The organism is Streptomyces sp. RLA012 (genome assembly GCF_056270325.1).
The window spans coordinates 8,589,937-8,614,880 of record NZ_JBWDPA010000002.1 but is presented as its reverse complement, the minus strand read 5'-3'; the positions used below and the strand labels follow the sequence as shown (position 1 = coordinate 8,614,880).

Below are 24,944 nucleotides of genomic sequence, written 5' to 3'. Positions count from 1 at the left end.
CTCAGCACCCCTCCCACGGCGTCCAGTCGCCGAGGTACGCCTCGCGGGTCGCCGACCCGGCTTCCTCGGCGGTGAGTTGGGGCCGGTTCTCCGGGACGCCGATCACCGCGCCCGGCCCGGTGTTCCGGTACTCGGCGAAGCGCTGGCTCTGCCACGGATAGGTGTCCGACATGTTGGCGTAGGGCTCGACGGCGTCGATCCCGGCGGCCAGGCGGGTGTCACGGACGGTCAGCATCGGACGGGCGGTGGTGTCCGAGCCGGGCACCCAGGGGCGGGCCAGCTTGTAGGAGGCGTCCGGGGCCTCGCTGCTGACGCGGCAGCGGGTGACCAGGTAGCCGCGCGGGTTGGCGAGGGCGGTGGAGGGGGCGAACACGAAGCCGTACGGGGCGGATGCCAGGTCCGTACGGTTCAGGGTGCGGAAGTGACAGCGCTCGAAGACGGCCGTCGCCCGCCCGAAGACGAAGTCCACGTCACCCTCGGCGTAGCAGTCGCGGTAGTACTGGCGGGCGAAGACACCGAGCGCCGTCGAGTCGGCGTACAGCGTGTCCTGGTGACCGAGGAACCGGCAGTCCACGAAGGCCGAACGGTCGCCCTGGACCTTGACGGCGACGGCCTGGGTGCCGGTGATCTCGGGATGGTCGGCGCGCAGGAAGTCGTTGGCGAAGGTGATCCCGCGGGCGGTGAACCCGTCGGCCTGCACGGTCGTGGTGGCCGATCCGGTCGTGCCGTAGGTGCCGCCGCCGGGCTTCGGGGTGCCATTGGCGTTGTCGTACACGACGACGACGTCACGGGGCTCCCCGGAGGCGCCGATCCAGGTCATCTCCGTACGGGCGACGCCGACGCCGACCGTCTCGCGGTAGGTGCCGGACGCGAGGACCAGCGTGTATCCGCTGCCGCTCGCGGCGGTCACGGCGGCCTGGACGGTGGTGTGGTCGCCGAGACCGCCGGGATGGACGTACAGGGTCCGCTCGGTGAGACGGGCCGACGGTGAGCCGTAGCACCCGAAGGGGGAGCGCCCCCGGGCCCGCGCGGGGGCCGCGAGACCGAGCGCCAGAGCGGCTCCGGCACCGGCGGCGAGGAAGGTTCTGCGACTGGGGGTGGTGCGGGAGAGCATGACGATGCTCCTTCGCTGTGCGGCGGCTCAAGAGCCCCGCGGGCTCCGCGGGGAAAGGGGCCGGAGCGGCGCGCCCTGGGTGATGGGCGGGTGCGGAGCCGCTCCGGCCTGACCAGGAGATGGGTCGCAGGTGGGTCGGAGGTGGGTCGGAGGTGGGTCGCAGGTGGGTCGCAGGTGGGTCGCAGGTGGGTCGCAGGTGGGTCGCAGGTGGGTCGCAGGTGGGTCGCAGGTGGGTCGCAGGTGGGTCGCAGGTGGGTCGCAGGTGGGTCGCAGGTGGGTCGCAGGTGGGTCGGTCAGGCGTGGGTCCGGCGTCAGGCGTGGGTCAGCAGATCTTTCCGGCGCCCGCGCCGCGGTCCACGATCCGGGGCACCGCCCGCGGCGGGTCGACCTCGGTGCGCAGGGTCGGCGTCCATCCGGCCCCGGACTGCAGCGTCTCCGCGGGGATCTCCGCGTTGTGCACGGCGATCAGGTCGGTCGCCACCCCGTTGACGTAGTTGTCGGCGGCGGTGAGCGGCGCCTCCTTCCACTTCTTCAGGACGGTCGCCGCGCTGACCCCGGCGGCCAGGGTGAACGCGTTGTGTTCGGCGACGAGTTGGGACTCCATGCCGATGCCGTAGCTGTAGGCGTAGCCGACGTCCGCGACGAAGTGGTTGTTGTACGAGTCGACCTGGCCGAAGCGGACGCGTGGCGCGCGCTCGACGAGGTTCGAGAACAGGTTGTGGTGGAAGGTGACCTTGAGGTGGCCCCGGTCGACCGCCGCGGTGGAGGCGCTGTCGCTGTTGCCGATGAGGATCGTCTTGTCGTGGTCGGTGAAGACGTTCCAGGAGGCGGTCACGTAGTCCGCGCCCTTGACGATGTCCAGTTCGCCGTCGTGCTGCTCGTAGATCCGGCCGAAGTACGTGGGCAGCGTGCTGTCGGGGTGCTCCCCGTCGGTGAAGGTGTTGTGGTCCAGCCAGACGTGCGTGGAGCCGTAGACCACGGCGCTGTCGTACTCGGAGTTCCAGTTGCCGACGGAGGTGTCGGTCGGGTCCCACTGCGGGAAGCAGTCGAGGGGGCTCTCGAAGGTGAGGTTGCGGACGATGACGTTGTCCACGGCCTCGATCTGGAGGCTGGCGCCCTTGAAGCCCGCGTCCTCGCCGAGGCCGACGAGGGTGGTGTTGGCGGGGATGTCCGCCTTGATGGCGGTGTCCTGGTCGGCGGCGGAGGCGCGGCGCAGGCCCTCGGGGCTGTCGTCCGGCTCGGCGTCCAGGTTCGTGCCGTACCCCCAGTTCTCCGGCGAGTACTTCTGCAGATAGGCGTCGAAGTCGTAGCCCGGCGCGGCGAAGGAGTCGCAGCCCTCGGCGTTGGCGTCGATCGTGCCCTTCACCTTGATGATCTTCGGCGCGGTACCGCCGTCCTTCAGCGCGGCCTTGAACCCGGCCCAGGTGGTGACGGTGTACACGTGCGCGGCGTCGGCCGCCGCACCGCCGCTGGTCCCCGTGCCCTCGGAGCCCCAGCCGTCACCGGCGGCGAGGGTCTGCCGGCCGAGGTCGCCCGACCGGGCCTGGGCCTGGGCGGTGGTGCCGGTGACGGCGAGGGCCAGGGCGGTGCAACCGACCAGCAGGGCCGTCGTCGCCGGCCCCGCTGTGGCATGCGCATGCCATCTCTGTGTGTTCAATGTGCGGCTCTCCTTCTGGCTGAGGGTTCTGTGGAAGGGGGTTACAGGGTGGCGTCGGGCCAGGTGATCCAGGACTCGGGGACTTCCTCGTCGAGCCGGCGTACGTCCCGGTGTGCCAGCACCCGGCGATGCAGCAGCTCGGCCGCGACAAGACGGGCCACGGCGATCGCGCCCGGCGGGTTGAAGTGCGTGTTGTCCTGCTCCGTCGCGGTCCAGTTGAAGTACTTCTTGGTCTCCTCGACACCGAGCCGCTGCCACAGGGCGATCGACAGGGCCTGGATGTCGAGCAGCGCCACACACGCGTCCTCGGCGAGCGCGCGCACCGCCGCCGGGTAGTCGCCGTGGGTCGGCACCGCGTTGCCGTCCGCGTCGAACTTTCTGCGCTCCACCGAGGTGGCCAGCACCGGCCGCGCACCACGGGCCCGCGCCCCGTCGACGTACTGACGCAAGTAGTCCTGGTAGGTCGTCCAGGGCTCGGTGTAGCGCGTCGGGTCGGCGCTCTTCTCGTCGTTGTGCCCGAACTGGATGAACAGGAAGTCGCCCGGGCGGATCGCGTCGAGGATGACGCCGAGCCGCCCCTCGTCCACGAAACTCTTCGAACTCCGCCCGTTCACGGCGTGGTTGGCGACGCCCAGGTGCTCCCGCAGGAAGAACGGAAGCGCCATGCCCCACCCGGTCTCGGGCGCGGCGTCGGCGTACTTCTGGGCGGCGGTGGAGTCGCCGGCGATGTAGAGGGTGCGGCGACGCTGGGTGGCTTGTGCGGTGCCGGTTGCCGCAAGGGCGACGGGAACGGCGGCAAGGGCCGCCGAGGTGACCTGTCTGCGGGTGAGGGACACAGGGGTGTGCCTTTCAAGCAGAGGGCAGAGGGTGGACCCGCGCCCCGTTTTCAGGGGCGCGGGGCTGTATCAATGTGCGGCTCCGCCGCGTGGGCGCGACCAGCCACGCCCGGCCCGCGGTCGCCACACAACCTCGAAGACCACGAACCGACCGCACCCGGCCCGACCAGCGGAGCTAGTGGTCGCCTTCCAGTCCGCCTGCGCCTTGTCCAACTGATCGGCCAGCGTGTCCAGGAACTGCTTCGCGCTCATCTTCCCGAGCAGCAGCTTCTGGAAGTTCGGCTCGTTGTCGGCCTTGGAGATGGTGTTCCAGTCCGGCAGGTAGTACGGCAGCTGCACGATCTTGGTGCCGGCCCCGTTGAGCGCCTCCGCGGCCAGCTTGGTGGGCTCGGCCTGCTGCACCCAGGCGTCCTTGGCGGCCTCGGTGTTGGCCGGGACCTGCCCCGCGGACTCGTTGAACTTGGAGTTCTCCGCGGCCGAGACCGCGAACTCGATGAACTTCCAGGAGGCCGCCTTGTTCTTGCTGGACTTGAACAGGCTCATCCCGTCGACCGGGTTGGACACCTGTACGCGCGTGCCGTCGTCCTGCGTCGGGTTCGGGACACCGCGGAACTTCTCCACGCCCAGCGCCTTCACATGGTCCTGGTAGGAGCCGAGGTTGTGGCTCAGCATTCCGATGGTGCCGCTGTCCCACTGGGCGACCATCTTGGTGAAGTCGTTGTTGACGTCGGCGGACGGGGTGTCCTTCTTGTACAGGGCGACGTACTTCTCCAGGGCGGCCACGTTCTTGGGGTCGTTGACGGTGGTCTTGTCGCCGTTCCAGAACGAGGTGAGGCCGGTCTGGCCGTACACCGCGTCCAGGGCCGGCGCGATGGCCCCCTCGCCGCCACGGATGGTGAAGCCGAACTTGTTCTTGCCCTGGTCGGTGAGCTTGTCGGCGGCCTCGTAGAACTTCGACCAGGTGGTCGGCGCGTCCAGGCCGGCCGCCTTGAACAGGTCCGTCCGGTACCACAGCGTGCCGTTGTTCGCGGAGGTCGGCACCTGGTACAGGGTCTCGCCGCCGCCCGCGGACCGGCTGACGTCGAGCAGGTTCTGGCTCAGCCTGCCGTTCAGCGAGCTCTTCTCCAGACGGCTGTCCAGCGGCTCCAGCGCTCCCTGGACGGCGACCTCGGCGAGCATCGCGGTCCCCACGCCGCCGACATCGGGCAGGCCGCCGCCCTGGATCGCGGTGTCGTACTTCGACTGGGCGCTCGCCGCGGGGATCCCGACGTAGTTGACCTTGATGTCCGGGTACTTCTTCTCGAAGTCCGCGATGATCTGCTTCCAGATGTCGGTGCGCACACCGCCGTTGTTGTCCCAGAAGGTGATCTCGCCCTTGCCCGAACCCTCGTTGCCCTTGTCCCCCGCCGCGCCGCTGCCGTTGTCGCCGCAGGCGGTGGCGGTGAGCGCAAGCACGGAGCCCAGGGCGACGACCGTCGCGGCACGCCCGGTTCTGTGGATGTTGATCTTCATTGATCGGCTCTCTTCTTCTGGATCCAACGGGGTTGTGGGGTCTTGTCAGCGGTACGGGAACTGTCAGTGGCGCGTCGGCTCCCCACAGGCGTACGGATGAGCCGGCTTCAGGAAGGGGTGATGCGGAACTGCGTGAACGAGGCGGCGCCGGCGTGTCCCGCGCCGACGGGCGCGAGCGCGAAGAGTCCGAGCAGGGCGCCGACCCAGCGCCAGGGGGTGGCGGCGAAGACCTGGCCGGAGGGCCGCCGGCCGCCCCCGACGTCGTACGAGAAGCGGCAGCGCGCCCCCGTCCCGCTCTCGATCCACAGCCGGGCCCGCCCCTCGGGCGCCTCTCGCGGATGTGCAGCGTCGCGCTCCCTCCCCCACTGCCCCAAAGGCGTGGGAGGTGCCCCCATGGCGACCGACTCGGCGAACCGGTGCACGAGGCGCACCGACCCGTCCGCCTCCCGCTGGAGCCCGATCCAGCTGAAGGCGTCCCCGAGCACCGCGAGCCCCGCCCGCGCCCCCGGCTCCTCGCTGTCGAGGCGCAGTTCCACCTCGACGGTGACGGGGATGCCGGGTAACCGCTGGGTGAGGACGTTCGGCAGTTTGCGCAGGTCGTGCGCGTCCACCGTCCGGACGCAGCTCAGTCGAAGCCCGTCCCCGGAGTGCTGGGTGGCCCAGCCGTCGTGGGGGTCCCCCCTGCTCGAGCGCAGCCGAGAGCTTGGGGGAGGGTTGGCGGTCCACTGCCACTGCCGTCCGAAGCGGCCGCCGGGGAAGTCGTCGTCGGTGGCGGGCGCGGAGAGCGGCTGTGGTGGCAGCCGCGGCTTCTTGTGCACGGCGACGGGGGCGCCCTCATCGCCGAGCACCGGCCAGCCCTCGGCATCCCAGCGCATCGGCTGGAGGTGGACGACCCTCCCGTACGGCCCCCGCTGCTGGAAGTGCGCGAACCAGTACTCCCCGGCCGCCGTCCGCACCCAGCCGCCCTGGTGGGGGCCGTTGACCTGGGTGTCCCCCTGCTCCAGCACCACCCGCTCCTCGTACGGGCCGAAGAAGTCGCGTGAGCGGAAGGCGCCCTGCCAGCCGGTCTCCACTCCCCCGGCGGGTGCGAAGATCCAGAACCAGCCGCCGTGCCGGTAGGCCTTGGGGCCTTCGAGGGTGAACCAGCCCGGGATCCGGTCCGCGTCGACGATCACCTTGCCCTCGTCGAGCAGCCCGGTGCCGTCGGGGCGCATCCGGTGGCCCGTGAGCCGGTTCTTCACACCCGCGCGGGACCTGGCCCAGGCGTGCACGAGATACGCCTCGCCGGTCTCCTCGTCCCACAGCGGGCAGGCGTCGATGAGCCCCTTGCCCTCCTTGACCAGGTGCGGCCGTGTCCAAGGGCCCCTGATCTCCGGGGCGTTGACCTGGAAGATGCCGTGGTCGGGGTCGCCCCAGAAGATCCAGAAGCGGTCGTCGTGATGCCGGAGGGACGGCGCCCACACTCCGCAGTCGTGCCGGGGCTTCCTGAAGTCCCTTGCGGGTTCGAGGAGTTGGAGTGCGTGTCCGACGAGCGTCCAGTTGACCAGGTCGCGGGAGTGCAGGAGCGGCAGGCCGGGCGCGCGGCCGAAGCTGGAGGCGGTGAGGTAGAAGTCGTCGCCGACGCACAGGAGATCGGGGTCGGACCAGTCGGCGTCGAGGACGGGGTTGCGGTAGGTGCCGTCCCCGAGGTCGGCGCTCAGCGCGCTGTTCATGGGCTCACCGCCTTCCGTACCAGGGCTGCCGCCTCGTCCCGGCCCAGAGCGCCGTCCGCGACGACGGTGACGACCCGGCGTACGACCGTCTCCCCGGCCGGGACCGGCAGCCGCTCGGTGTGCGCGAGGGAGGAGCCGACGCCCGGGTACTCGGCGGTGCGCACGAACCACGGGTCGCGGCGGGTCGGTCCGGTGGCCCCGGCGAAGACGAGGGTCCAGCCCGCGCCCGCGAGGGCTAACCAGTCGGCGCGAGCGCCGTGGACCGCCTCCTCGCCCTCGATGTCGGAGGTGAAGACGCGCGGCGCCCGTGCTTCCCTGCGGGCCCGCCAGAAGAAGCCGCCGTAGGCCGCGCCGGGCCGCCCGTTGGTGGCCGGGCTGCCGAGGGAAAGGTCCTTCGGGGTCGTGTTCGTGAGCGAGAACGTGAAGTCCAACGCCCAGGCGGTGCCAGTGAGTTCGGTCGCGGCGACCGTACGGCGCTCGCGCAGCAGCTCGCCGCCCGCGGCCACCCAGCGCAGCTCCTCCACGAAGCCGTCCGGGTCGCGCAGCTGGAAGCCGGAGTGGCGCTGCGCGCCGTGGTTGGCCAGCTCGGTGGGCCCCTGGTCGCGGACGTAGGTGCGCCCGCCCCAGAAGTTGTACCCCTCGACGTCGGGAACGGCGACACCGACGCCGAGATGGTGAATGTGGTCGGCGGGGGCGAGTTCGGTGACAGCCGTGCCGGCCAGGGTGGTGACCGGGTGGAGATACGGGCGTGGCGAGAGCCGGGGCGCGAGTTCGGGCCGGGTGACGTAACGCCCGACCGGGCGGCCCGCGACACGCAGGACCAGCGAGTCGGCGTTCTGCGCGGGGTTCATGAGGTGCTCACCTCGTTCGGGAGCGCCCAGGAGGCGCCCAGCTCGGAGTAGAGGGCGAGGGTGTCGGCGGCGGCCGCGACGAGCCCGTCGATGCCGGGCACGACCCGGCGGTTCTCCTCGGGGAGCAGCCGCCAGGCGCCGGCGGGCAGCGCGCGCGGGTCCGGCGCCTGCCGGATCGCTTCCACCACCCTCATGAAGGCACCCGTCGAGTCCGGCGCGACCAGCAGTTCGGCGCCGTCCACCAGGTGCGCGACCAGGTTCTCCAGCAGGTCGGTACGGCCGTACTCGATCTCCTCCGGGCCGCGCCCGGACCGCTGCACGAGCACGCGGTCCTGCTTGTACCAGAAGGTGATCCGACCGCTGCTGCCGTGCACCAGGACGTACGGCTCGCCGGGCCGCTCGGCGCAGAGCGTGGCGGCGACGGTCACCCGGCTCCCGGCGGTGGTGATCCGCACGCAGGACGTGTCGTCGGACTCGATGTCGTTGGCGCGCAGCAGCTCGGTCTCGATCGACTCGATGTCCTCGGCGCGGGTGGAGCCGTTCAGGGCGAGGGCGGTGGCGACGGCGTGCGCGAGGGGGTTGGTGAGCGCGCCGTCGACCACGTCCACGCCGTTCAGACGGCGCCTGCCCGCCCAGGGTGCCCGCCGGTAGTACGCCTCCTCGCGTGCCCAGGCGCCCGCCCCGCCGACGCCGGCCACTTGGCCGATCACACCCTGCGCGATCAGTTTCCGGATCGCGGGCACGGCGTGCGAGCCGAGCGACTGGAAGCCGATCTGGCAGACGACCCCGGCCGCCGCGACCCCGTCGGCCATCCGGCGGAACTCGGCGTACGAGGGCGCGGGCGGCTTCTCCAGCAGCAGGTGTACGCCCTTGGCGGCGGCGATCAGCGCCAGGTCGGTGTGGGTGGGGATGGGCGTGCAGATCACGGCGATCGCGGCGTCGGTGGAGTCGAGGAGGGCGCCGAAGTCGGCCGACTGCTCGACCTGTTGCCCGTTCAGTTCCTCTGCACTGAGCGGGGTCAGCTCGCAGACTCCCGCCAGCCGTACGAGCCCCTTGTCCTGGAGCCGGCGGATGTTCTCCAGGTGCCAGCGGCCGTGACCGCGCGCACCCGCGAGAACGACGGGCAGCGGCAGTTGCCCGGTGGGCGTGTTCAACGGGAATTCCTTGGCGGGCCTCATCCCTTCACCGCCCCTGCGCTGAACCCGGTGATCAGCCACTTCTGGATGAAGGCGAAGACGATGACGACGGGGACCGCGGCGATGATGCCGCCCGCGGCGAGCGCGCCCAGGTCGACGCTGTCGGAGCTCATCAGGGTGTTGAGGCCGACGGGGATGGTCTGCTTGCTCTGGTCGCTGAGGAACATCAGGGCGAACAGGAAGTGGTTCCAGGCGTGCACGAAGGCGAAGGAGCCGACGGCGATCAGCCCGGGCCGCAGCAGCGGCAGCACGACGATCCGGAAGCCGGTGAAGCGGTCGCAGCCGTCGACCCAGGCGGCCTCTTCGAGCGAGTACGGGACGTTCCTGATGAACCCGCTGATGAGGATCATCGACAGCGGCAGCTGGAAGACCGTCTCGGCGATGATGACGCTGCCCAGCGAGTTGATCATCTGGAGCTTGGCGAAGATCTGGAAGAGGGGTACGAGGAGCAGCGCGCCCGGCACGAACTGGGAGCAGAGCAGCGCCAGCATGAAGCCGCGTTTGATCCTGAAGTCGAAGCGGGCCAGGGCGTAGCCGCCGGCGAGGGCGACGAGGGTCGTCATCACCAGGGTGGCGACGGCGATGAGGACGCTGTTCTGGAAGTAGGTCCCGAAGCTGCGCTCGGTCCACACCTTGTCGAAGTGCTCGAAGGTCATGGGCCACGGCACGAGCGAGGTCGAGCCGGCCGGGCGCAGCGCGAAGAGCAGGATCCAGTAGAAGGGGATCAGGGTGAAGAGGAGGTAGAGGGAGAGCGGGAGGTAGATGTGCCGGCGCGGGACCTCGTCCCAGGCGCGGCGCTTCCCGCCGGGGCGCCGACGGGGCTCGTCGGCGGCCGGGGCGGGCTCCGCGGGGGCGCTGATCGTGGCGTCCTCGGTGATCACTTGTCCCCGCCTCCGAACTTGCTCAGTCGCAGATAGACGACCGAGCAGAACAGCAGAATCACGAACGCGACCGTGGTGAGGGCGGACGCGTAGCCGAAGTTGTGGGCGTCGACGCTGGTGTTGGCGATGTAGAGCGGGAGGGTCGTCGTCTCGCCCGCGGGACCACCGCCCGTCAGGGTGTAGAGCAGGTCGACGTTGTTGAACTCCCACACCGCGCGCAGCAGCGTGGACAGCACGATGGCGTCCTTCAGGTGCGGCAGGGTGATGTGCAGGAACTGCCGGAAGCGGCCGGCGCCGTCGACCTCGGCGGCCTCGTACAGGTCCTTGGAGACGGACTGCAGGTCGGCGAGGATCAGGATCGCGAAGAAGGGGACACCGCGCCACAGGTCGGCGACGACGGCGGCCGGGAAGACGGTGGAGGTGTCGGACAGCCAGCTGGTGCCGTACGAGCCGATGCCCGCGTCGGCCAGGTAACGGGTGATGCCGGTCTGGGAGTTGTAGAGCAGCACCCAGATCGCGGAGGTCAGCACTCCGGAGACGGCCCAGGGCGAGAAGACCAGCGCCCGGCCCACGGCCCGCCCCACGAAGGTCTGGTTGACGATCAGCGCGAGCGCGAGCCCGAACAGCAGTTGCAGGCCGACCTCGACGAAGACCCACTTGGCGCTGAAGGTCAGCGTGTCCCAGAACTGGGGGTCGTCGGTGAAGGCGTGGGTGAAGTTGCCGAAGCCCGCGAAGCCGTTGCGCCACGGTTTGGTGGGGTTGTAGTTCTGCAGGCTGTAGTAGAAGACGCTGATGACCGGGTAGGCGATGAAGCCCAGCATCAGCAGACCCGCCGGGGCGATCAGCAGATACGGGAGCTTGCGGGGCGTCGCCGAGCCACGGCGCCGCCGGGGTGGCGCGGGCTGTTTCGCCACGGCTGCGGCTTGGGCCATGACTGTTCTCCGTTCTGGCGGGTGCCGTGGAACGCTTGCTGTACACCAACAGGAAGCGCTTGCTACGTACACATGGGTGAAGCGCTTGCTGTTTGCCGGTCACTGTTCGCTGATGGCGATTGCTGTTCGAGCTGTCGATCGGGTGGGGCTCAAAGGCGGGCGGCCCTCGCGGGCGCGCTCAGCCCGCGTACGGGTCCGGCACTTTCCCCGGCCGGGCCAGGAACGCGAAGTCGCAGCCGGTGTCCGCCTGGGTGATCTGCTCGTTGTAGAGCGCGCCGTAGCCGCGCTCGTACCGTTCGGGCGGCGCCGTCCACTGCGCCCTGCGCCGCTCCAGCTCCAGGTCGTCCACGTTGAGCTGGAGCGACCGCGCCTCGACGTCGAGGGTGATCGTGTCCCCCGTACGGACCAGGGCGAGCGGTCCGCCGACGTAGGACTCGGGCGCCACGTGCAGCACACAGGCGCCGTAACTCGTGCCGCTCATCCGGGCGTCGGAGATCCGCACCATGTCCCGTACGCCCTGCTTCAGCAGGTGGTCGGGGATGGGCAGCATCCCGTACTCCGGCATGCCGGGACCTCCCTTGGGCCCGGAGCCCCGCAGGACGAGCACGCTGTCCGCCGTGATGCCGAGCGACGGGTCGTTGATGGTCCGCTGCATGGTCCTGTAGTCGTCGAAGACGACCGCGGGACCGGTGTGCTTGAGCAGCTGCGGTTCGGCGGCGATGTGCTTGATGACGGCGCCGTCGGGGCAGAGGTTGCCGCGCAGTACGGCGACTCCGCCCTCGGCCGCGACCGGGTTCTGCCGGGTGCGGATGACGTCGTCGTCGTGCACCTGGGCGCCGGCCAGCTGCTCGCGCATGCTGTCGTAGGACACCGTCGGCCGGTCCAGGTGCAGCAGATCGGTGATGCGCGAGAGGAACCCGGGCAGCCCGCCGGCGAAGTGGAAGTCCTCCATCAGGTACTTCTGGCCGCCGGGCCGGACATTGGCGAGCACCGGCACGGTCCGCGCGATCCGGTCGAAGTCGTCGAGCGTGAGCGTGACACCCGCCCGGCCCGCCATGGCGATCAGATGGATCACGGCGTTGGTGGAGCCGCCGAGTCCGAGGACGGTCGTCACCGCGTCCGCGAAGGCGTCCTCGGTGAGGATGTCGGACAGCTTCCGGTCCCGGCGGACGAGTTCGACGATCCTCAGACCCGCCGCGGCCGCCATCCGGTCGTGCCCGGAGTCGACGGCGGGAATGCTGGACGCGCCGGGCACGGTCACCCCGAGCGCCTCGGCGGCGGCCGTCAGCGTGGACGCCGTACCCATGGTCATGCAGTGCCCCGGAGACCGCGCGAGCCCGCTCTCCAGCTCGGTCATCTCGCAGTCGCCGATGAGTCCGGCGCGCTTGTCGTCCCAGTACTTCCACATGTCGGTGCCGGAGCCGAGGACCTGGTTGCGCCAGTGACCGGGCAGCATCGGCCCGGCGGGCACGAAGACGGCCGGCAGGTCGACGGAGGCGGCCCCCATCAGCAGGGCGGGCGTGGACTTGTCGCAGCCGCCCATCAGCACCGCGCCGTCCACGGGATACGACCGCAGCAGCTCCTCGGTCTCCATCGCCAGCAGATTGCGGTACAGCATCGGGGTCGGCTTCTGGAAGGTCTCGCTGAGGGTGGCGACCGGGAATTCGAGGGGGAAGCCCCCGGCCTGCCACACCCCCCGCTTCACGGCCTGCGCGCGGTCGCGCAGATGGACGTGACAGGGGTTGATGTCGGACCAGGTGTTCAGGATCGCGACGACCGGCTTGCCGAGGTGCTCCTCGGGCAGGTAGCCGAGCTGGCGGGTGCGGGCCCGGTGGCTGAAGGAGCGCAGACCCGACGAGACGCCGCTGCCGTACCACTGGTGGCTCCGCAGCTCCTCCGGGCGCCTGCGCTCCTTTCTTCCCCGGCTCACATGGACCACCCCGCGGCGATGGCGGCGACCTCCGCGCGCTCGGGCTCCGGCAGTTCCCTGCTCGGCGGACGCACCTCGCGGCGGCACAGGCCGAGCGAGGCGAGGGCCTCCTTGACCACGGTGACGTTGTTGGCGGAGGTGTTCGCCGCGCGCAGCTCCTCGAAGCGGCGGATCTGTTCCCACACCTTCATGGCGGCCGGGTAGTCGCCGGATCGAAGCGCTTCGATCATGTTCAGCGAAACGGCCGGGGCGACGTTCACGAGCCCCGAGGTGAAGCCCGTGGCACCGGCCGAGAAGTAGGAGGGCGCGTACGGCTCGGCGAGTCCGGCGACCCACACGAACCGGTCCAGCCCCGCGTCCCGGGCGAAGGCGGCGAAGCGGGCGGCGTCCGGGACGGCGTACTTCACACCGATGACGTTCGGGCAGACATCGGCGAGGTCGGCGAGCCGGGCGCCGGGCAGCACCGGGTTGCGGATGTAGGGCACGACACCCAGCTCGGGCACGGCCTCGGCGATGGCCCGGTGGTAGTCGACCCAGCCGCCCTCCGCGACGTACGGATGGACGGGCTGATGGACCATCACCATCTCCGCGCCGAGCTCCCGGGCGTGCCGGGCGGAGGCGACGGCGGTCGGCACGTCGTGCCCGACCCCGACGAGGATCGCGGCGCGGTCGCCCGCCTCGTCGATCGTCAGCTCGGTGACGAGCTGCCGTTCCGCGGGGGTCAGGGCGTAGAACTCACCGGTGTTGCCATTGGGGGTGAGGGTCCGCACGCCGCCGTCGAGCAGCCGACGCAACAGGGCCCGGTGGGTGTCGCGGTCGATCGTGCCGTCCTCCGCGAAGGGAGTCACGGGGATCGCCACGACCTCGGCGAGCGCCGCCCGCTGGGTCTCGTACGTCGCTGTCATTCCTGTCCGTCCTCTTCCTGGGCCGCGGGGAAGGCCCGTCGCACGAACGACTCGATGTGGGCGTGCAGCGCGCGGGCCGCGCCGTCGGCGTCCCCTTCGAGGGCGAGGCGCAGGATCTCCCGGTGTTCGCCGGCCTCGCGCTCCCAGGAGGGGTCGGCGGCCCAGGCGACCGCCGACACCAGGGCCGCCTGGTCGCGGACCTCGTCGAGCATCCGGCCGAGCAGCGGGTTGCCGCAGGACACGTACAGGGCGCGGTGGAACTCCCGGTTGGCCAGCGAGCGTTCGGCGGTGTCGGAGGCGTCGTCGGCACGGGTCAGCGCGTCGCGCGCGGCGTCGAGCGACGCCTCACGCCGTACGGTCCGGCGCAGTGCCTCCGGCTCCAGCAGCAGCCGTACGTCGTACACCTCGCGCGCCATGTCCGCGTCCACCATGCGCACCGTGACGCCCTTGTACTGGTTCATCACGACGAGCCCGGTACCGGCCAGGGTCTTGAGCGCCTCGCGCACGGGCGTCTTGGACACCCCGAACTGTGCGGCGAGCTCGGTCTCGACCAGGGCCTGTCCCGGGGGCAACTGCCCGGTGAGGATGCGGTGTTTGATCCCCTCCAGCACGAACTGCGTGCGGGACGGGATCGGGGTGGGCACAGAGGTCATGCGCGCCTCTCGGATCTCGCGTGTCGGATCCCGCATGCCGGATCGCGGTATCCGATCTCATGTATCGCGTCTCATATATGACGTACGAAGTACGACGCGATGAAAGTAGGAGCGCGCCTGTGTTTCGTCAATGCTTCCGGCAAAAGAAGTGCGGACGACGCGTGGACGGGGGCCCTCGCGCTACGGCTTCCAGCCGGGGTCGCGGCCGCTGAGCCCGATCACCCGGTCGAGGAGGGGCGCGTCGTCCGGCACCTGCACCACGGGGCCGAACACGCCCCCGCCGGCAGCGTCGGCCGCGGCGGCGAGGAAGCCGTACGCCGCCCGGAGCGCGGCCGCGTCGGGCTCGTACTCCTGGCCGGTGGCCCGGGCCAGGTCCCAGCCGTGCACCACCAGTTCGTCGGCGGCCACGGCCGCGGCGACCGCGCCCGGCAGGTCCACCCCGCCCGCACGTGTGTGACCGGTCCAGGCGGCCGGGTCGCGCCAGGCCTCGGCGAGTTCGTCGAGCGCCTTCGGCAGGGTCTCCCGCCAGCCGGGGGCGATGTCCGGCACGACGGTGCTCGGGCTGGTGTCGGTGGTGGCGCCCAGGTCCTTGCGCCCGGCGTCACGGAAGGCGACGGACAGCCCGGCCAGATGCCCGAGCACGTGCTGCACCGCGTACTCCGGGCAGGGCGTGACGCCGTCGAGCTGCTCGTCCGTCACGCCCGCCGCGAGGCGCGCCACGATCAGGGCCTGCGGCCCGAGGTCGAAGGTGTCGAAAGTCCGGTCGTCCTTCATCCGCTGCTCCCCAGATCTTGAGCTCTGCTGTGACTGCACTCCGGAGGCAGACCGGGACCACGCCCGGAACTCATCGCTCCCGGCCCAGGAGGCCCAGGAGACAGGGCACCTGCCCGATCCCCGCCCACCCTCCTTAGCGCCACGCTCACCTGCCATGACATGGACGGTGGCGCGTGTTCTGAGGGACCGCAACGCGGGGTTGTACCTGACCGGAGTGGTGGTCTCCGGCTTCGGCTCGTCGGCGATGTGGCTGGTGTCGGGCGTCTGGGTCAAGGACCTGACGGGCTCGAACGGCCTGGCGGCCCTGTGCGTGTTCGCCCTCTGGGCCCCCACGCTCGTGGGCCCCCTCCTGGGCACGCTCGCGGACCGCGCCCGCCGCCGGCCGCTGCTGATCGGCACGAACGTGCTCCTGGCCGCGCTGCTGCCGACCCTGTTCGCCGTGGACGCGCCGGACCGCCTGTGGATCCTGTTCGCGGTGCTCCTGATCTACGGCGCGGTGGGCGTCGTCCAGGATGCCGCCGAGTCCGCGCTGCTGGCCGCGGCGGTCGACAGGAGCGTCCTCGGCGATCTCAACGGCCTGCGCATGGCGGCCAACGAGGGCATGAAGCTGGTAGCTCCCCTGGCCGGGGCGGGCCTGTACGCGGCGTACGGCGGCGCGCGGGTCGCGCTCCTCGACGCGGTGACGTTCGCGCTGGCGGCCGGGGTGTGCGCGCTGCTGCGGGTCCGGGAGGCGCCGCCCGCTGTCGACGCCTCGACCTGGCGGTCCCGGACGGCCGCGGGCGCCCGGTACGTGTGGGGCCACCCGCGACTGCGGCCGCTGATCCTGGCCGCCGCCACGACCATGCTCTTCGCGGGCCTCAACGGCGCCGCGGTCTACGCCGTCGCCGAGGGGCTGGGCCATTCCCCCGCGTACGTCGGCCTGCTCTACGTCGCCCAGGGCTTCGGCTCGGTGCTGATCGGCCTGGTCTCGGGCCCCCTCCTGCGCCGGCTGGGCGAGCGCCGCTTCGCCGTGTACGGCATCGCGCTGACGGCGGTCGCGAGCGGGTTGCGCGCGGTGCCGTCCGACACGGTGGCCCTGGTGTGCGGTGTCGCGAACGGGGTCGGTCTGCCCTGCGTGCTGATCGCCGCGTACACCGCCGTGCAGCGAGAGACTCCGGGGCCGCTGCTCGGCCGTACCGCCGCCACCGCCAACACCCTGATGTACGCCCCGAACGCGGTGGGTCTCGCCGCCGGCGCGGCCCTGGTCGAACTGGTGGACTACCGCCTCCTGCTCCCAACCCTGGCCCTCACCCGCCTCCTGACCCTGCCCCGAAACTTTTAGGGGCGCAGCCCCGTCCTCAGGGGCGCGGGGCTGTGACATTGTGCGGCTCCGCCGCGTGGGCGCGACCAGCCCCCACCCACCCGCACCCGAACAACGCACCGCACGGGGTCTGGGGCGAAGCCCCAGGGATGGGACGGGTGGGGGCGGCGGGGGCGAGGAAGGTCGACGGTGCTCAGCCCACCGCGGCCAGCACCGACCGCACCGCCTCCAGATCCCCGTCCGAAGCCAACCCCGCGTGATACAGCCGCAACTCGGTCGCCCCCGCCGCCACCGCCCGAGCCACGTCCTCGGCAAGGGTCCCCGGACTGCCCCCCATCCCCGACACGACCGTCAAGTTGGCGGCCAGCACCGCCCCGTCCCGCGCCGCCGCCCGCTCGGCGAAGGGCGTCAGCAGCCCCGGCCCGCCCGCACACGGCACCACCACCCCGTCCGCCACGGACAGGATGTGCCCGGGATCGACCCCGGCGTTCGCCCCGCAGTGGTACGACACGGGATCGGCGTGCAGCAGCACCTGGAACCCGTCCGGCGCGGCCGCCCGCACCGCCCCGACCGCCGCCTCCTGGAGCGACCGGGCCACCCCTTCCCGCCACGCGCGCGTGGCCCCCGCCGTCTCGCCCCCGAGCAGCTTCTCGACCGCGGGCCAGCCGCCGTCCGAGGGCACGGCGCCCCGCCACACCGGCTCCAGCGCCTGCCGGACGGCCGCCGCCAGGTCGTCCGCGTCGAGCCCGTACCCCCCGTACCCGTCCCGGCAGGCCGGGCAGAAGCACAGCGACATCAGGTACTGCCCGGCGTCCCCGAGCCCCACTCCGGCGATCTTGTCGTGCGCGTGCAGATGCGCGAGCCCGTACCACCCGAGCGACTCCAGCTCCGTACCCCGCGCCCCGGGCCGCACCGCCGCCTCCGCCGCGAGGCCGACGAGATACGCCCGGGTGTCGGCCTGCGCGATGCACGGCGCCCACCCGTACCGGTCGCCGTACGCGTTGACGACGGAGGTGGACGGGTGTTCGGCCCCCAGCCGGGAGTTGTGCGCGAGGACGACCCAGGTGTGGACGTCGAGTCCGGCCTCCGCGAGCGGGGCGGCGGCCGCCCCGTACGCGTCGCCCGGCGCCCATTCCCCGGCGGCGTACGGCCGCAGCGCGCGCCCCTCCCACCGGGAGTCGTCCATCGGGTACAGGACGGCCGCGTGCGAGGCCGTCACGATCCGGTGGCGTGGATGACGAGGGGTCAGCGCCCGTGTGGAGTGGTACGCGGACGCGAGCGTCACCTGCCGGACCCCCAGCCCCGCGATGCGCTCGGCCGCCCGCGGATCCCCGACGACGTCCCACGGATAGACGAAAGCGGACGCCTTCACCGGCCCTGTCCCTCGGCGTCGACCGGCTCCAGCAGCGCGTACCCCCGCTCGATGAGCTGCGCGAGCTGCTTCACATGGTCCTCGGTCGGCTCGTGCAACGGCGGCCGCACCTCCCCCACGTCCAGCCCCCGCAGCCGTACGCCCGCCTTGACGAGTGACACGGCGTAGCCGCGGCCCCGGGCCCGCAGATCGACGAAGGGGCGGTAGAAGCCGTCCAGCAGGCGGTTGACCACCTCGTCGTCACCGGCGTGCAGCGCCGCGTGGAACGCCAGCGCGATCTCGGGCGCGAAGCAGAAGACCGCCGACGAGTACAGCGTGATCCCGATGCCCCGGTACGCGAGGCCCGTCAGTTCGGCGGTCGGCAGCCCGTTGAAGTACAGGAACTCGCCGGGCGCCTCAGTGCGCACGGCGCTCACGATCCGCTGCATCAGGTCCAGGTCGCCCAGCCCGTCCTTGAACCCGACGACCCCCTCGGTGCGGGCCAGTTCGACCACGGTCTCGGGCGTGAACACGGCGTTGTCGCGCTGGTACACCACGATGTCCAGCGAGGTCGCGGCGGCGAGCTCCCGGTAGTGCCGCAGGAGCCCTTCCTGCCCCGCCACCACCAGATACGGCGGCATCGCGAGCAGCCCGTCGGCCCCGGCCTGCTCGGCCAGCCGCGCGAACCGTACGGCGAGCGCGGTCCCGTATCCGGCGCCCGCGACGACCGGGACCCGCCCGGCGGTCTCCTCCACGGCCGCCCGCACACAGTCCTGGAACTCCTCGGGCGCGAGCGCGTGGAACTCCCCGGTGCCGCAGCAGGCGAAGACGGCGGCGGCACCGTTCTCGACGCCGCGCCGTACGTGCGCGCGGTAGATGTCGAGGTCGAGGGCGCCGTCGGGGCCGTACGCCGTGACGGGGAAGAACAGCGGCCCGCTGGGGATGCTGAGCCGAGCGGCAAGGGGGGCTGACGTCACGGACTCTCCCTGGGGCAGGTGCTCACGCACACTACAGCCGGTGCATGTTTCTGATCCACGTCCATATTTCTGAACGCGACCACGCTAAAGCGCGACCTTGCGGCCGGTCAAGCGCGCAAACCCCAATAGGGGCCCAATAGAGCAGCGAATTCACCGCCTCCGCGTGACACTTGACGCAACGGGGCGACGCTCTTTAGCGTGTCCATGGATGTGAATGCCGTACACGCATACGGCCACCCGCGTGGCCGTGAGGAGACAGCCGCATGCCCGCTCCCCGCACCGTTCTGCTCACCGGCGCCGCCGGCGGACTCGGCACCCTGATGCGCGGGCTGCTGCCGGGGTACGGCTATGACCTGCGCCTCCTCGATCTGCTGCCCGTCGAGGGCGAGCCGGACGCGATCACCGCGGACCTCGCCGACCGGGCCGCCCTGCGCGAGGCCGTGCGGGGCGTCGACGCGATCATTCACCTCGCGGGCATCTCCCTGGAAGCCTCCTTCGACAAGATCCTCAAGGCGAACATCGAGGGGACGTACAACCTGTACGAGGCGGCGCGCGAGGAGGGCGTGCGACGCGTCGTCTTCGCCTCCTCCAACCACGCCGTCGGCTTCACCCCGCGCCCCCGCGGCGAGGCCCCCTTCGACGACAGCGCCCTGATCCCCATCGACACCCCGCGCCGCCCGGACACCTTCTACGGCCTCTCCAAGTCCTTCGGCGAGGACCTGGCGCAGTTCTACTGGGACAAGCACGGCCTGGAGACCGTCTCGGTCCGCATCGGCTCCTGCTTCGCCGAGCCCACCAGCGTGCGCATGCTCTCCGTCTGGATGAGCCCCGAGGACGGCGCCCGCCTCTTCCACGCGGCGCTCACCGCCGAGGACGTACGGCACACGGTCGTCTACGGCTCGTCCGCCAACACCCGTCTGTGGTGGGACCTCTCGACGGCCAGGGCGCTGGGCTACGAGCCGCGGGACGACTCCGAGCCGTACGCCGAGAAGCTCGTCGCCGAGCAGGGCGAGCTCGACCCGGACAACCCGGACCACGCCCACCTGGGCGGCCACTTCACCACGCACCCGCCGATCTGGCCGCACTGAGGCGGCGGCGGGCGGACCGGAGGGCGGGCGGGCACCGAACGGGCCCGCCCGCCCCCGTATTCGGGCACGGGCGCTGCCCGATACCACGCCCGCACCCGCTCCGCCCCAGGTCCGCAGCGGCCACCCGGCACGCCGAACGGGCACAGCCGGGCATCATCGGTCACGCAACAGACCTGGTCACCGCCGCGCACCCGCTGTAGAACTTCCCCCAAGGCCCGCACGGGCCCGAACGGGCAGCGGGAAGCGGAACGCGGGGAGCGAGGGAGCAGATGTCGGCCATGACCGCGGAGGAACGCCAGCGGGAGATCGTCAAGGCCGCCCGCCGCACGGGCTCGGTCGACGTCACCGCCCTCGCCGCCGAACTGGGCGTCGCCAAGGAGACCGTACGGCGTGATCTGCGCGCCCTGGAGGACCACGGTCTGGTGCGCCGCACCCACGGCGGCGCCTATCCCGTGGAGAGCGCCGGGTTCGAGACGACGCTCGCCTTCCGCGCCACCAGCCACGTACCCGAGAAGCGCCGGATCGCGAGCGCCGCGGCCGAACTGCTCGGGGACGCCGAGACCGTCTTCGTCGACGAGGGGTTCACCCCGCAGCTCATCGCCGAGGCACTCCCCAAGGACCGGCCACTGACCGTGGTCACCGCCTCCCTGGCCACGGCGGGCGCCCTCGCCGAGGCCGACCGCACCACCGTCCTGCTGCTCGGCGGCCGGGTCCGCCCCGGCACGCTCGCCACCGTGGACCACTGGACGACGAAGATGCTCGCCGGCTTCGTCATCGACCTGGCGTACATCGGCGCCAACGGCATCTCCCGCGAACACGGCCTCACCACCCCCGACCCGGCGGTCTGCGAGGTCAAGGCGCAGGCGATCAGGGCCTCCCGGCGCACGGTCTTCGCGGGCGTGCACACCAAGTTCGGGGCGGTCAGCTTCTGCCGTTTCGCGGAGATCACCGCGGTGGAAGCGATCGTCACGAGCACACTGCTTCCGACGCCGGAGGCGCACCGGTACTCCCTGCAAGGCCCCCAGGTCATCCGAGTCTGAAAACCAAACTCACGCACTACAAGGGCACGCCCCCATCCATCGACGCCCTTTATCTCCCTATACGTCCAGGAGCGATCCATGCGAACCCAGAGCCGACGGAGGTCGCGCGCACTCGCCGCGGCCGCCGCAGGGACGCTGCTCGCCCCGCTGCTCTCCGGCTGTTGGGTCGGAGCGGGCGGGTCGGGCTCAGGCGGCGACTCCATCAACGTCCTCATGGTCAACAACCCCCAGATGGTGGAGCTGCAGAAGCTCACCAAGGCGCACTTCACCAAGGAGTCCGGCATCAAGGTGAACTTCACCGTGCTGCCGGAGAACGACGTCCGCGACAAGATCAGCCAGGACTTCGCCAACCAGGCCGGCCAGTACGACGTCGCCACGCTCTCCAACTACGAGATACCGATCTACGCCCGCAACGGCTGGCTGCACGACATGGACACCTACGTACGCCAGGACAGCGGCTACGACGAGCAGGACATCCTCGCCCCCATGCGGCAGTCCCTGACGGCCGACGACGGCAAGCTCTACGGGCAGCCGTTCTACGGCGAGTCGTCCTTCCTGATGTACCGCAAGGACGTCTTCGCCGAGAAGGGCCTGACCATGCCCCCGCACCCCACCTGGGAGCAGGTGGGACAGCTGGCCGCCGAGGCCGACGGCGCCCGGTCCGGCATGAAGGGCATCTGTCTGCGCGGCCTGCCCGGCTGGGGCGAGGTCATGGCACCCCTCACCACCGTCGTGAACACCTTCGGCGGCACCTGGTTCGACAAGGACTGGAAGGCCCGCCTCGACTCCCCCGAGTTCGAGAAGGCGACGAAGTTCTACGTGGACCTCGTCCGGGGGCACGGCGAGGCCGGCGCGGCCCAGTCCGGCTTCGCCGAGTGCCTCAACAACATGACCCAGGGCAAGACCGCCATGTGGTACGACGCCACCTCCGCGGCGGGCTCCCTGGAGGCGTCCGACTCCCCGGTCAAGGGCAAGATCGGCTACGTACCCGCGCCCGTCGAGAAGACCAAGTCCTCCGGCTGGCTCTACACCTGGGCCTGGGGCCTGCAGAAGGCCTCCCACAACTCCGACAAGGCCTGGAAGTTCATCTCCTGGGCCTCCAGCAAGCAGTACGAGCAGCTGGTCGGGGACACCATCGGCTGGTCCAACGTGCCGGCCGGCAAACGCGCCTCCACGTACACGAACGCCGCGTACACCAAGGAGGCCGCCGCCTTCCAGGAGATGACCCGCGAAGCCATCGAGGGCGCCCGTCCGCGCGACCCGGGGGTGCAGCCGCGCCCCGCGCCCGGCATCCAGTTCGTCGGCATCCCCGAGTTCACCGACCTCGGCACCAAGGTCTCGCAGGAGATCAGCGCGGCCATCGCCGGACGCCAGTCCGTCGACTCGGCCCTGAAGAAGTCCCAGAAGCTCGCCGAGAAGATCTCCAAGGAGTACGAGGGACGATGACCGCCACGACAACGGCCCCCGTGGCCGCGACTCCCGTACCCACCCTGGGAAAGCCGTCCAACCGGCTGCGCGCCTGGGCCACCCGCGCCCCGCTGCTCCCCGCCCTGATCTTCATGGTCGCCGTGACCCAGCTCCCCTTCGTGGCCACCTTGGTGATCTCCTTCTTCGACTGGAACGCGCTCTACCCCAAGGCCCGCCACTTCACCGGCCTCTCCAACTACTCGGACGTCCTCACCGACCCCGATCTGCGCCACTCCGTCTGGACGACGATCCTCCTGACGGCGGCCGTGGTCGTCGCCAGCCTGATCCTCGGCCTGGGTCTGGCCCTGCTCCTGGACCGCAAGTTCCGCGGCCGGGGCATCGTCCGTACCCTCCTCATCGCCCCCTTCCTGGTGGTCCCGGTCGCCGCGGCGCTGCTCTGGAAGCACGTGCTCTACAACCCGGAGTACGGGCTGCTCAACGGACTGCTGCACTACGTCGGCGGCCCCCAGCCGGACTGGATCTCCAACACCCCGCTGCTGGCGGTCGAGGCCTCCCTGGTCTGGCAGTGGACGCCGTTCATGATGCTGATCCTCCTGGCCGGCCTGCAGAGCCGCGACCACCAGCAGGTCGAGGCGGCCCGGGTGGACGGCGCGAGCGACTGGCAGGTCTTCCGCCATCTCACCCTCCCCCACCTGCGCCGCTACCTCGAACTGGGCGCCCTGCTGGGCTCGATCTACATCGTCCAGAACTTCGACGCGGTCTTCACCCTCACCTCGGGCGGCCTGGGGACGGCGAACCTCCCCTACACCGTCTACCAGAGCTTCTACCAGGCCCACGAGAACGGCCTCGCCTCCGCCGCGGGCGTCCTGGTCGTCATCGGTTCGATCATCATCGCGACCTTCGCGCTGCGCGTGGTCTCGTCCCTGTTCCGCGAGGAGGTGTCCCGCGCATGAGCGCCACCACGATCCGCGTACGACCCCGGCGTGCCCGGGGAACGGGCCTGGGCCTGCTGGCCTGGCTGCTCGGTGTGCTGTTCTTCCTGCCCATCGCCTGGATGGCCCTGACGTCGTTCCACTCGGAGTCGGACGCGGCGACCAACCCGCCGTCCTTCGGCGCCGCGCTCACCCTCGACGGCTACCGCGACTTCTTCGGCACGGGCGGCGGCGCGAGCCCCTGGCCCGCGCTGCTCAACTCGACGGTGGCGTCGGTGGTCTCCACCCTCTGCGTCCTCCTGCTGGCCTTCCCGGCGGCGTACGCGCTCTCCATCCGCCCGGTGAAGAAGTGGACGGACGTCCTGTTCTTCTTCCTCTCCACCAAGATGCTGCCGGTGGTGGCGGGCCTCCTCCCGATCTACCTCTTCGCCAAGAACACCGGAATGCTGGACAACATCTGGCTCCTGGTCATCCTCTACACCTCCATGAACCTGCCGATCGCGGTGTGGATGATGCAGTCCTTCCTCGCCGAGGTACCGGTGGCGGTGATCGAGGCGGCCCAGATCGACGGCGCGAAACTGCCGACGATCCTGGCCCGAGTCGTCGCCCCCATAGCCCTCCCCGGCATCGCGGCCACGGCCCTGATCTGCTTCATCTTCAGCTGGAACGAACTGTTGTTCGCCCGCGTGCTGACCGGTGTGGTCGCCGAGACGGCCCCCGTCTTCCTGACCGGCTTCATCACCAGCCAGGGCCTGTTCCTGGCCAAGGTGTGCGCCGCCTCGCTCGTCATCTCCCTGCCGGTGCTCGCCGCGGGGTTCGCCGCCCAGGACAAACTGGTCCAGGGCCTGTCCTTGGGAGCCGTGAAATGAAGGCCGCCGTCATCGAGTCCGTGGGCCGCGCCGTCGTCACCGAGGTCCCGGACCCGACGCCGGGCCCCCGCGAGGTCGTCGTCGAGGTCGCCGCCTGCGGCCTGTGCGGCACGGACCTGCACATCCTCCAGGGCGAGTTCGCGCCCAAGCTGCCGATCGTGCCGGGCCACGAGTTCGCCGGCGAGGTGGTCGGGGTCGGCGCCCAGGTCACGGAGATCTCGATCGGCGACCGTGTGGCGGTGGACCCCTCCCTCTACTGCCACGAGTGCCGCTACTGCCGTGCGGGCCACAACAACCTCTGCGAACGCTGGGCCGCGATCGGCGTGACGACGGCCGGGGGTGCCGCCCAGTACGCGACCGCCCCCGTCGCCAACTGCGTCAAACTCCCGGACCACATCCGCACCCAGGACGCGGCGCTCATCGAACCGCTCTCCTGCGCGGTACGCGGCTACGACGTCCTGCGCTCCCGTCTCGGCTCGCACGTCCTGATCTACGGCTCCGGGACGATGGGCCTGATGATGCTGGAGCTCGCCAAGCGCACAGGGGCGGCGAGCGTGGACGTGGTGGACCTGAACCCGCAGCGCCTCGCCACGGCCCAGCAGCTGGGCGTCTCCGCGTCCGCGGCGAGCCCCGACGAGCTGGACCGCCCCCAGGGCTGGGACGTGGTCATCGACGCGACCGGCAACGCGGCGGCGATCCAGGACGGCCTGGACCGGGTGGCGAAGGCGGGCACCTTCCTCCAGTTCGGCGTGGCCGACTACGCGACCCGGGTCACCATCGACCCGTACCGCATCTACAACCAGGAGATCACCATCACCGGCTCCATGGCCGTCCTCCACAGCTTCGAACGCGCGGCGGAGCTCTTCGCCGGGGGCGTCCTGGACCCCGACATCTTCATCAGCGACCGCATCCCCCTGACCAGCTACCCCCAGGCCCTGGACCAGTTCGCCTCCGGCGTGGGCCGAAAGATCGTGGTGATCCCCTAACCTCCTTCGCCCCGCCGCCC

22 protein-coding genes are annotated in these 24,944 nt (G+C 71.0%); 7 read left to right on the top strand and 15 right to left on the bottom strand.

Annotated elements, in window-relative coordinates:
* Window position 1: 1 nt before the first annotated feature.
* The 13 genes from RV986_RS39480 to RV986_RS39420 all read right to left on the bottom strand — a co-directional run bounded on the left by RV986_RS39480 (window position 2) and on the right by RV986_RS39420 (window position 14,953).
* Window positions 2-1,114, bottom strand: a complete 1,113-nt coding sequence (locus RV986_RS39480) for a pectinesterase family protein (protein ID WP_475921973.1) — start codon at window positions 1,112-1,114, stop codon at window positions 2-4.
* 322 nt (window positions 1,115-1,436) lie between these two features.
* A complete protein-coding gene (locus RV986_RS39475; RefSeq protein ID WP_475921972.1) occupies window positions 1,437-2,771 on the bottom strand; it encodes a pectate lyase family protein in 1,335 nt (444 codons plus the stop codon).
* A 41-nt stretch (window positions 2,772-2,812) separates the two neighbouring features.
* Window positions 2,813-3,607 (bottom strand): rhamnogalacturonan acetylesterase, encoded by a 795-nt coding sequence (locus RV986_RS39470; RefSeq protein WP_475921971.1) that lies wholly within the window; start codon window positions 3,605-3,607, stop codon window positions 2,813-2,815.
* Between the two features lie 69 nt (window positions 3,608-3,676).
* Complete coding sequence (locus tag RV986_RS39465) at window positions 3,677-5,119, bottom strand: ABC transporter substrate-binding protein (protein ID WP_475921970.1); 1,443 nt, start codon at window positions 5,117-5,119, stop codon at window positions 3,677-3,679.
* Between the two features lie 107 nt (window positions 5,120-5,226).
* The gene (locus tag RV986_RS39460) at window positions 5,227-6,831 is read right to left on the bottom strand and encodes a glycoside hydrolase family 43 protein (protein ID WP_475921969.1); all 1,605 of its coding nucleotides are present in this window, start codon (window positions 6,829-6,831) and stop codon (window positions 5,227-5,229) included.
* On the bottom strand, window positions 6,828-7,682 hold the full coding sequence (locus RV986_RS39455) for a DUF6807 domain-containing protein (RefSeq protein WP_475921968.1): 855 nt from the start codon (window positions 7,680-7,682) through the stop codon (window positions 6,828-6,830). The genes RV986_RS39460 and RV986_RS39455 overlap by 4 nt, the downstream gene beginning before the upstream one ends.
* Entirely contained in the window at window positions 7,679-8,860 is a 1,182-nt protein-coding gene (locus RV986_RS39450; protein ID WP_475921967.1) for a Gfo/Idh/MocA family protein, read from the bottom strand. Before RV986_RS39450 ends, RV986_RS39455 begins: the two co-directional genes overlap by 4 nt.
* Window positions 8,857-9,759, bottom strand: coding sequence for a carbohydrate ABC transporter permease (locus RV986_RS39445; protein WP_475921966.1), 903 nt, complete (start codon window positions 9,757-9,759; stop codon window positions 8,857-8,859). Before RV986_RS39445 ends, RV986_RS39450 begins: the two co-directional genes overlap by 4 nt.
* The gene (locus RV986_RS39440; protein ID WP_475921965.1) at window positions 9,756-10,691 is read right to left on the bottom strand and encodes a carbohydrate ABC transporter permease; all 936 of its coding nucleotides are present in this window, start codon (window positions 10,689-10,691) and stop codon (window positions 9,756-9,758) included. The genes RV986_RS39445 and RV986_RS39440 overlap by 4 nt, the downstream gene beginning before the upstream one ends.
* Before the next feature lie 178 nt (window positions 10,692-10,869).
* The gene (gene araD, locus RV986_RS39435) at window positions 10,870-12,621 is read right to left on the bottom strand and encodes an L-arabinonate dehydratase (RefSeq protein WP_475921964.1); all 1,752 of its coding nucleotides are present in this window, start codon (window positions 12,619-12,621) and stop codon (window positions 10,870-10,872) included.
* Window positions 12,618-13,526: a dihydrodipicolinate synthase family protein gene (locus RV986_RS39430; protein ID WP_475921963.1), complete on the bottom strand. Its 909-nt coding sequence runs from the start codon at window positions 13,524-13,526 to the stop codon at window positions 12,618-12,620. Before RV986_RS39430 ends, araD begins: the two co-directional genes overlap by 4 nt.
* Window positions 13,523-14,179 carry a GntR family transcriptional regulator gene (locus RV986_RS39425; RefSeq protein WP_475921962.1) on the bottom strand — a complete coding sequence of 219 codons (657 nt, stop codon included), beginning with the start codon at window positions 14,177-14,179 and terminating at the stop codon, window positions 13,523-13,525. The genes RV986_RS39430 and RV986_RS39425 overlap by 4 nt, the downstream gene beginning before the upstream one ends.
* Before the next feature lie 180 nt (window positions 14,180-14,359).
* Window positions 14,360-14,953 (bottom strand): TIGR03086 family metal-binding protein, encoded by a 594-nt coding sequence (locus RV986_RS39420; RefSeq protein WP_475921961.1) that lies wholly within the window; start codon window positions 14,951-14,953, stop codon window positions 14,360-14,362.
* Between the two features lie 154 nt (window positions 14,954-15,107).
* On the opposite strand from RV986_RS39420, the gene RV986_RS39415 reads away from it, so the two are divergent.
* Complete coding sequence (locus tag RV986_RS39415) at window positions 15,108-16,274, top strand: MFS transporter (protein ID WP_475921960.1); 1,167 nt, start codon at window positions 15,108-15,110, stop codon at window positions 16,272-16,274.
* A gap of 172 nt (window positions 16,275-16,446) precedes the next feature.
* On the opposite strand, the gene RV986_RS39410 is transcribed toward RV986_RS39415, so the two are convergent.
* The gene (locus tag RV986_RS39410) at window positions 16,447-17,625 is read right to left on the bottom strand and encodes a hypothetical protein (protein ID WP_475921959.1); all 1,179 of its coding nucleotides are present in this window, start codon (window positions 17,623-17,625) and stop codon (window positions 16,447-16,449) included.
* A complete protein-coding gene (locus RV986_RS39405; RefSeq protein ID WP_475921958.1) occupies window positions 17,622-18,581 on the bottom strand; it encodes a 5-dehydro-4-deoxyglucarate dehydratase in 960 nt (319 codons plus the stop codon). The genes RV986_RS39410 and RV986_RS39405 overlap by 4 nt, the downstream gene beginning before the upstream one ends.
* Window positions 18,582-18,844: 263 nt before the next feature.
* Between RV986_RS39405 and RV986_RS39400 the strand changes: the two genes are divergently transcribed.
* From RV986_RS39400 to RV986_RS39375, 6 genes are all read left to right on the top strand, one after another.
* Complete coding sequence (locus RV986_RS39400; RefSeq protein ID WP_475921957.1) at window positions 18,845-19,669, top strand: NAD-dependent epimerase/dehydratase family protein; 825 nt, start codon at window positions 18,845-18,847, stop codon at window positions 19,667-19,669.
* A gap of 269 nt (window positions 19,670-19,938) precedes the next feature.
* Window positions 19,939-20,709, top strand: coding sequence for a DeoR/GlpR family DNA-binding transcription regulator (locus tag RV986_RS39395; RefSeq protein ID WP_475921956.1), 771 nt, complete (start codon window positions 19,939-19,941; stop codon window positions 20,707-20,709).
* A gap of 78 nt (window positions 20,710-20,787) precedes the next feature.
* Window positions 20,788-22,155 carry an ABC transporter substrate-binding protein gene (locus RV986_RS39390; RefSeq protein WP_475921955.1) on the top strand — a complete coding sequence of 456 codons (1,368 nt, stop codon included), beginning with the start codon at window positions 20,788-20,790 and terminating at the stop codon, window positions 22,153-22,155.
* On the top strand, window positions 22,152-23,090 hold the full coding sequence (locus RV986_RS39385) for a carbohydrate ABC transporter permease (RefSeq protein WP_475921954.1): 939 nt from the start codon (window positions 22,152-22,154) through the stop codon (window positions 23,088-23,090). The genes RV986_RS39390 and RV986_RS39385 overlap by 4 nt, the downstream gene beginning before the upstream one ends.
* Complete coding sequence (locus RV986_RS39380; protein WP_067364318.1) at window positions 23,087-23,938, top strand: carbohydrate ABC transporter permease; 852 nt, start codon at window positions 23,087-23,089, stop codon at window positions 23,936-23,938. The genes RV986_RS39385 and RV986_RS39380 overlap by 4 nt, the downstream gene beginning before the upstream one ends.
* A complete protein-coding gene (locus RV986_RS39375; protein ID WP_475921953.1) occupies window positions 23,935-24,924 on the top strand; it encodes a zinc-dependent alcohol dehydrogenase family protein in 990 nt (329 codons plus the stop codon). The genes RV986_RS39380 and RV986_RS39375 overlap by 4 nt, the downstream gene beginning before the upstream one ends.
* The last annotated feature ends 20 nt before the right edge of the window (window positions 24,925-24,944 follow it).

Bases quoted from the DNA above. Each gene is read 5' to 3' on its own strand.
- RV986_RS39450 (WP_475921967.1), bottom strand. From the start codon at position 8,860: ATGAGGCCCGCCAAGGAATTCCCGTTGAACACGCCCACCGGGCAACTG.
- RV986_RS39480 (WP_475921973.1), bottom strand. From the start codon at position 1,114: ATGCTCTCCCGCACCACCCCCAGTCGCAGAACCTTCCTCGCCGCCGGT.
- RV986_RS39455 (WP_475921968.1), bottom strand. From the start codon at position 7,682: ATGAACCCCGCGCAGAACGCCGACTCGCTGGTCCTGCGTGTCGCGGGC.
- RV986_RS39375 (WP_475921953.1), top strand. From the start codon at position 23,935: ATGAAGGCCGCCGTCATCGAGTCCGTGGGCCGCGCCGTCGTCACCGAG.
- RV986_RS39415 (WP_475921960.1), top strand. From the start codon at position 15,108: ATGACATGGACGGTGGCGCGTGTTCTGAGGGACCGCAACGCGGGGTTG.
- RV986_RS39465 (WP_475921970.1), bottom strand. From the start codon at position 5,119: ATGAAGATCAACATCCACAGAACCGGGCGTGCCGCGACGGTCGTCGCC.
- RV986_RS39385 (WP_475921954.1), top strand. From the start codon at position 22,152: ATGACCGCCACGACAACGGCCCCCGTGGCCGCGACTCCCGTACCCACC.
- RV986_RS39395 (WP_475921956.1), top strand. From the start codon at position 19,939: ATGTCGGCCATGACCGCGGAGGAACGCCAGCGGGAGATCGTCAAGGCC.
- RV986_RS39380 (WP_067364318.1), top strand. From the start codon at position 23,087: ATGAGCGCCACCACGATCCGCGTACGACCCCGGCGTGCCCGGGGAACG.
- RV986_RS39440 (WP_475921965.1), bottom strand. From the start codon at position 10,691: ATGGCCCAAGCCGCAGCCGTGGCGAAACAGCCCGCGCCACCCCGGCGG.
- RV986_RS39400 (WP_475921957.1), top strand. From the start codon at position 18,845: ATGCCCGCTCCCCGCACCGTTCTGCTCACCGGCGCCGCCGGCGGACTC.
- RV986_RS39425 (WP_475921962.1), bottom strand. From the start codon at position 14,179: ATGACCTCTGTGCCCACCCCGATCCCGTCCCGCACGCAGTTCGTGCTG.
- RV986_RS39390 (WP_475921955.1), top strand. From the start codon at position 20,788: ATGCGAACCCAGAGCCGACGGAGGTCGCGCGCACTCGCCGCGGCCGCC.
- RV986_RS39460 (WP_475921969.1), bottom strand. From the start codon at position 6,831: ATGAACAGCGCGCTGAGCGCCGACCTCGGGGACGGCACCTACCGCAAC.
- RV986_RS39420 (WP_475921961.1), bottom strand. From the start codon at position 14,953: ATGAAGGACGACCGGACTTTCGACACCTTCGACCTCGGGCCGCAGGCC.
- RV986_RS39430 (WP_475921963.1), bottom strand. From the start codon at position 13,526: ATGACAGCGACGTACGAGACCCAGCGGGCGGCGCTCGCCGAGGTCGTG.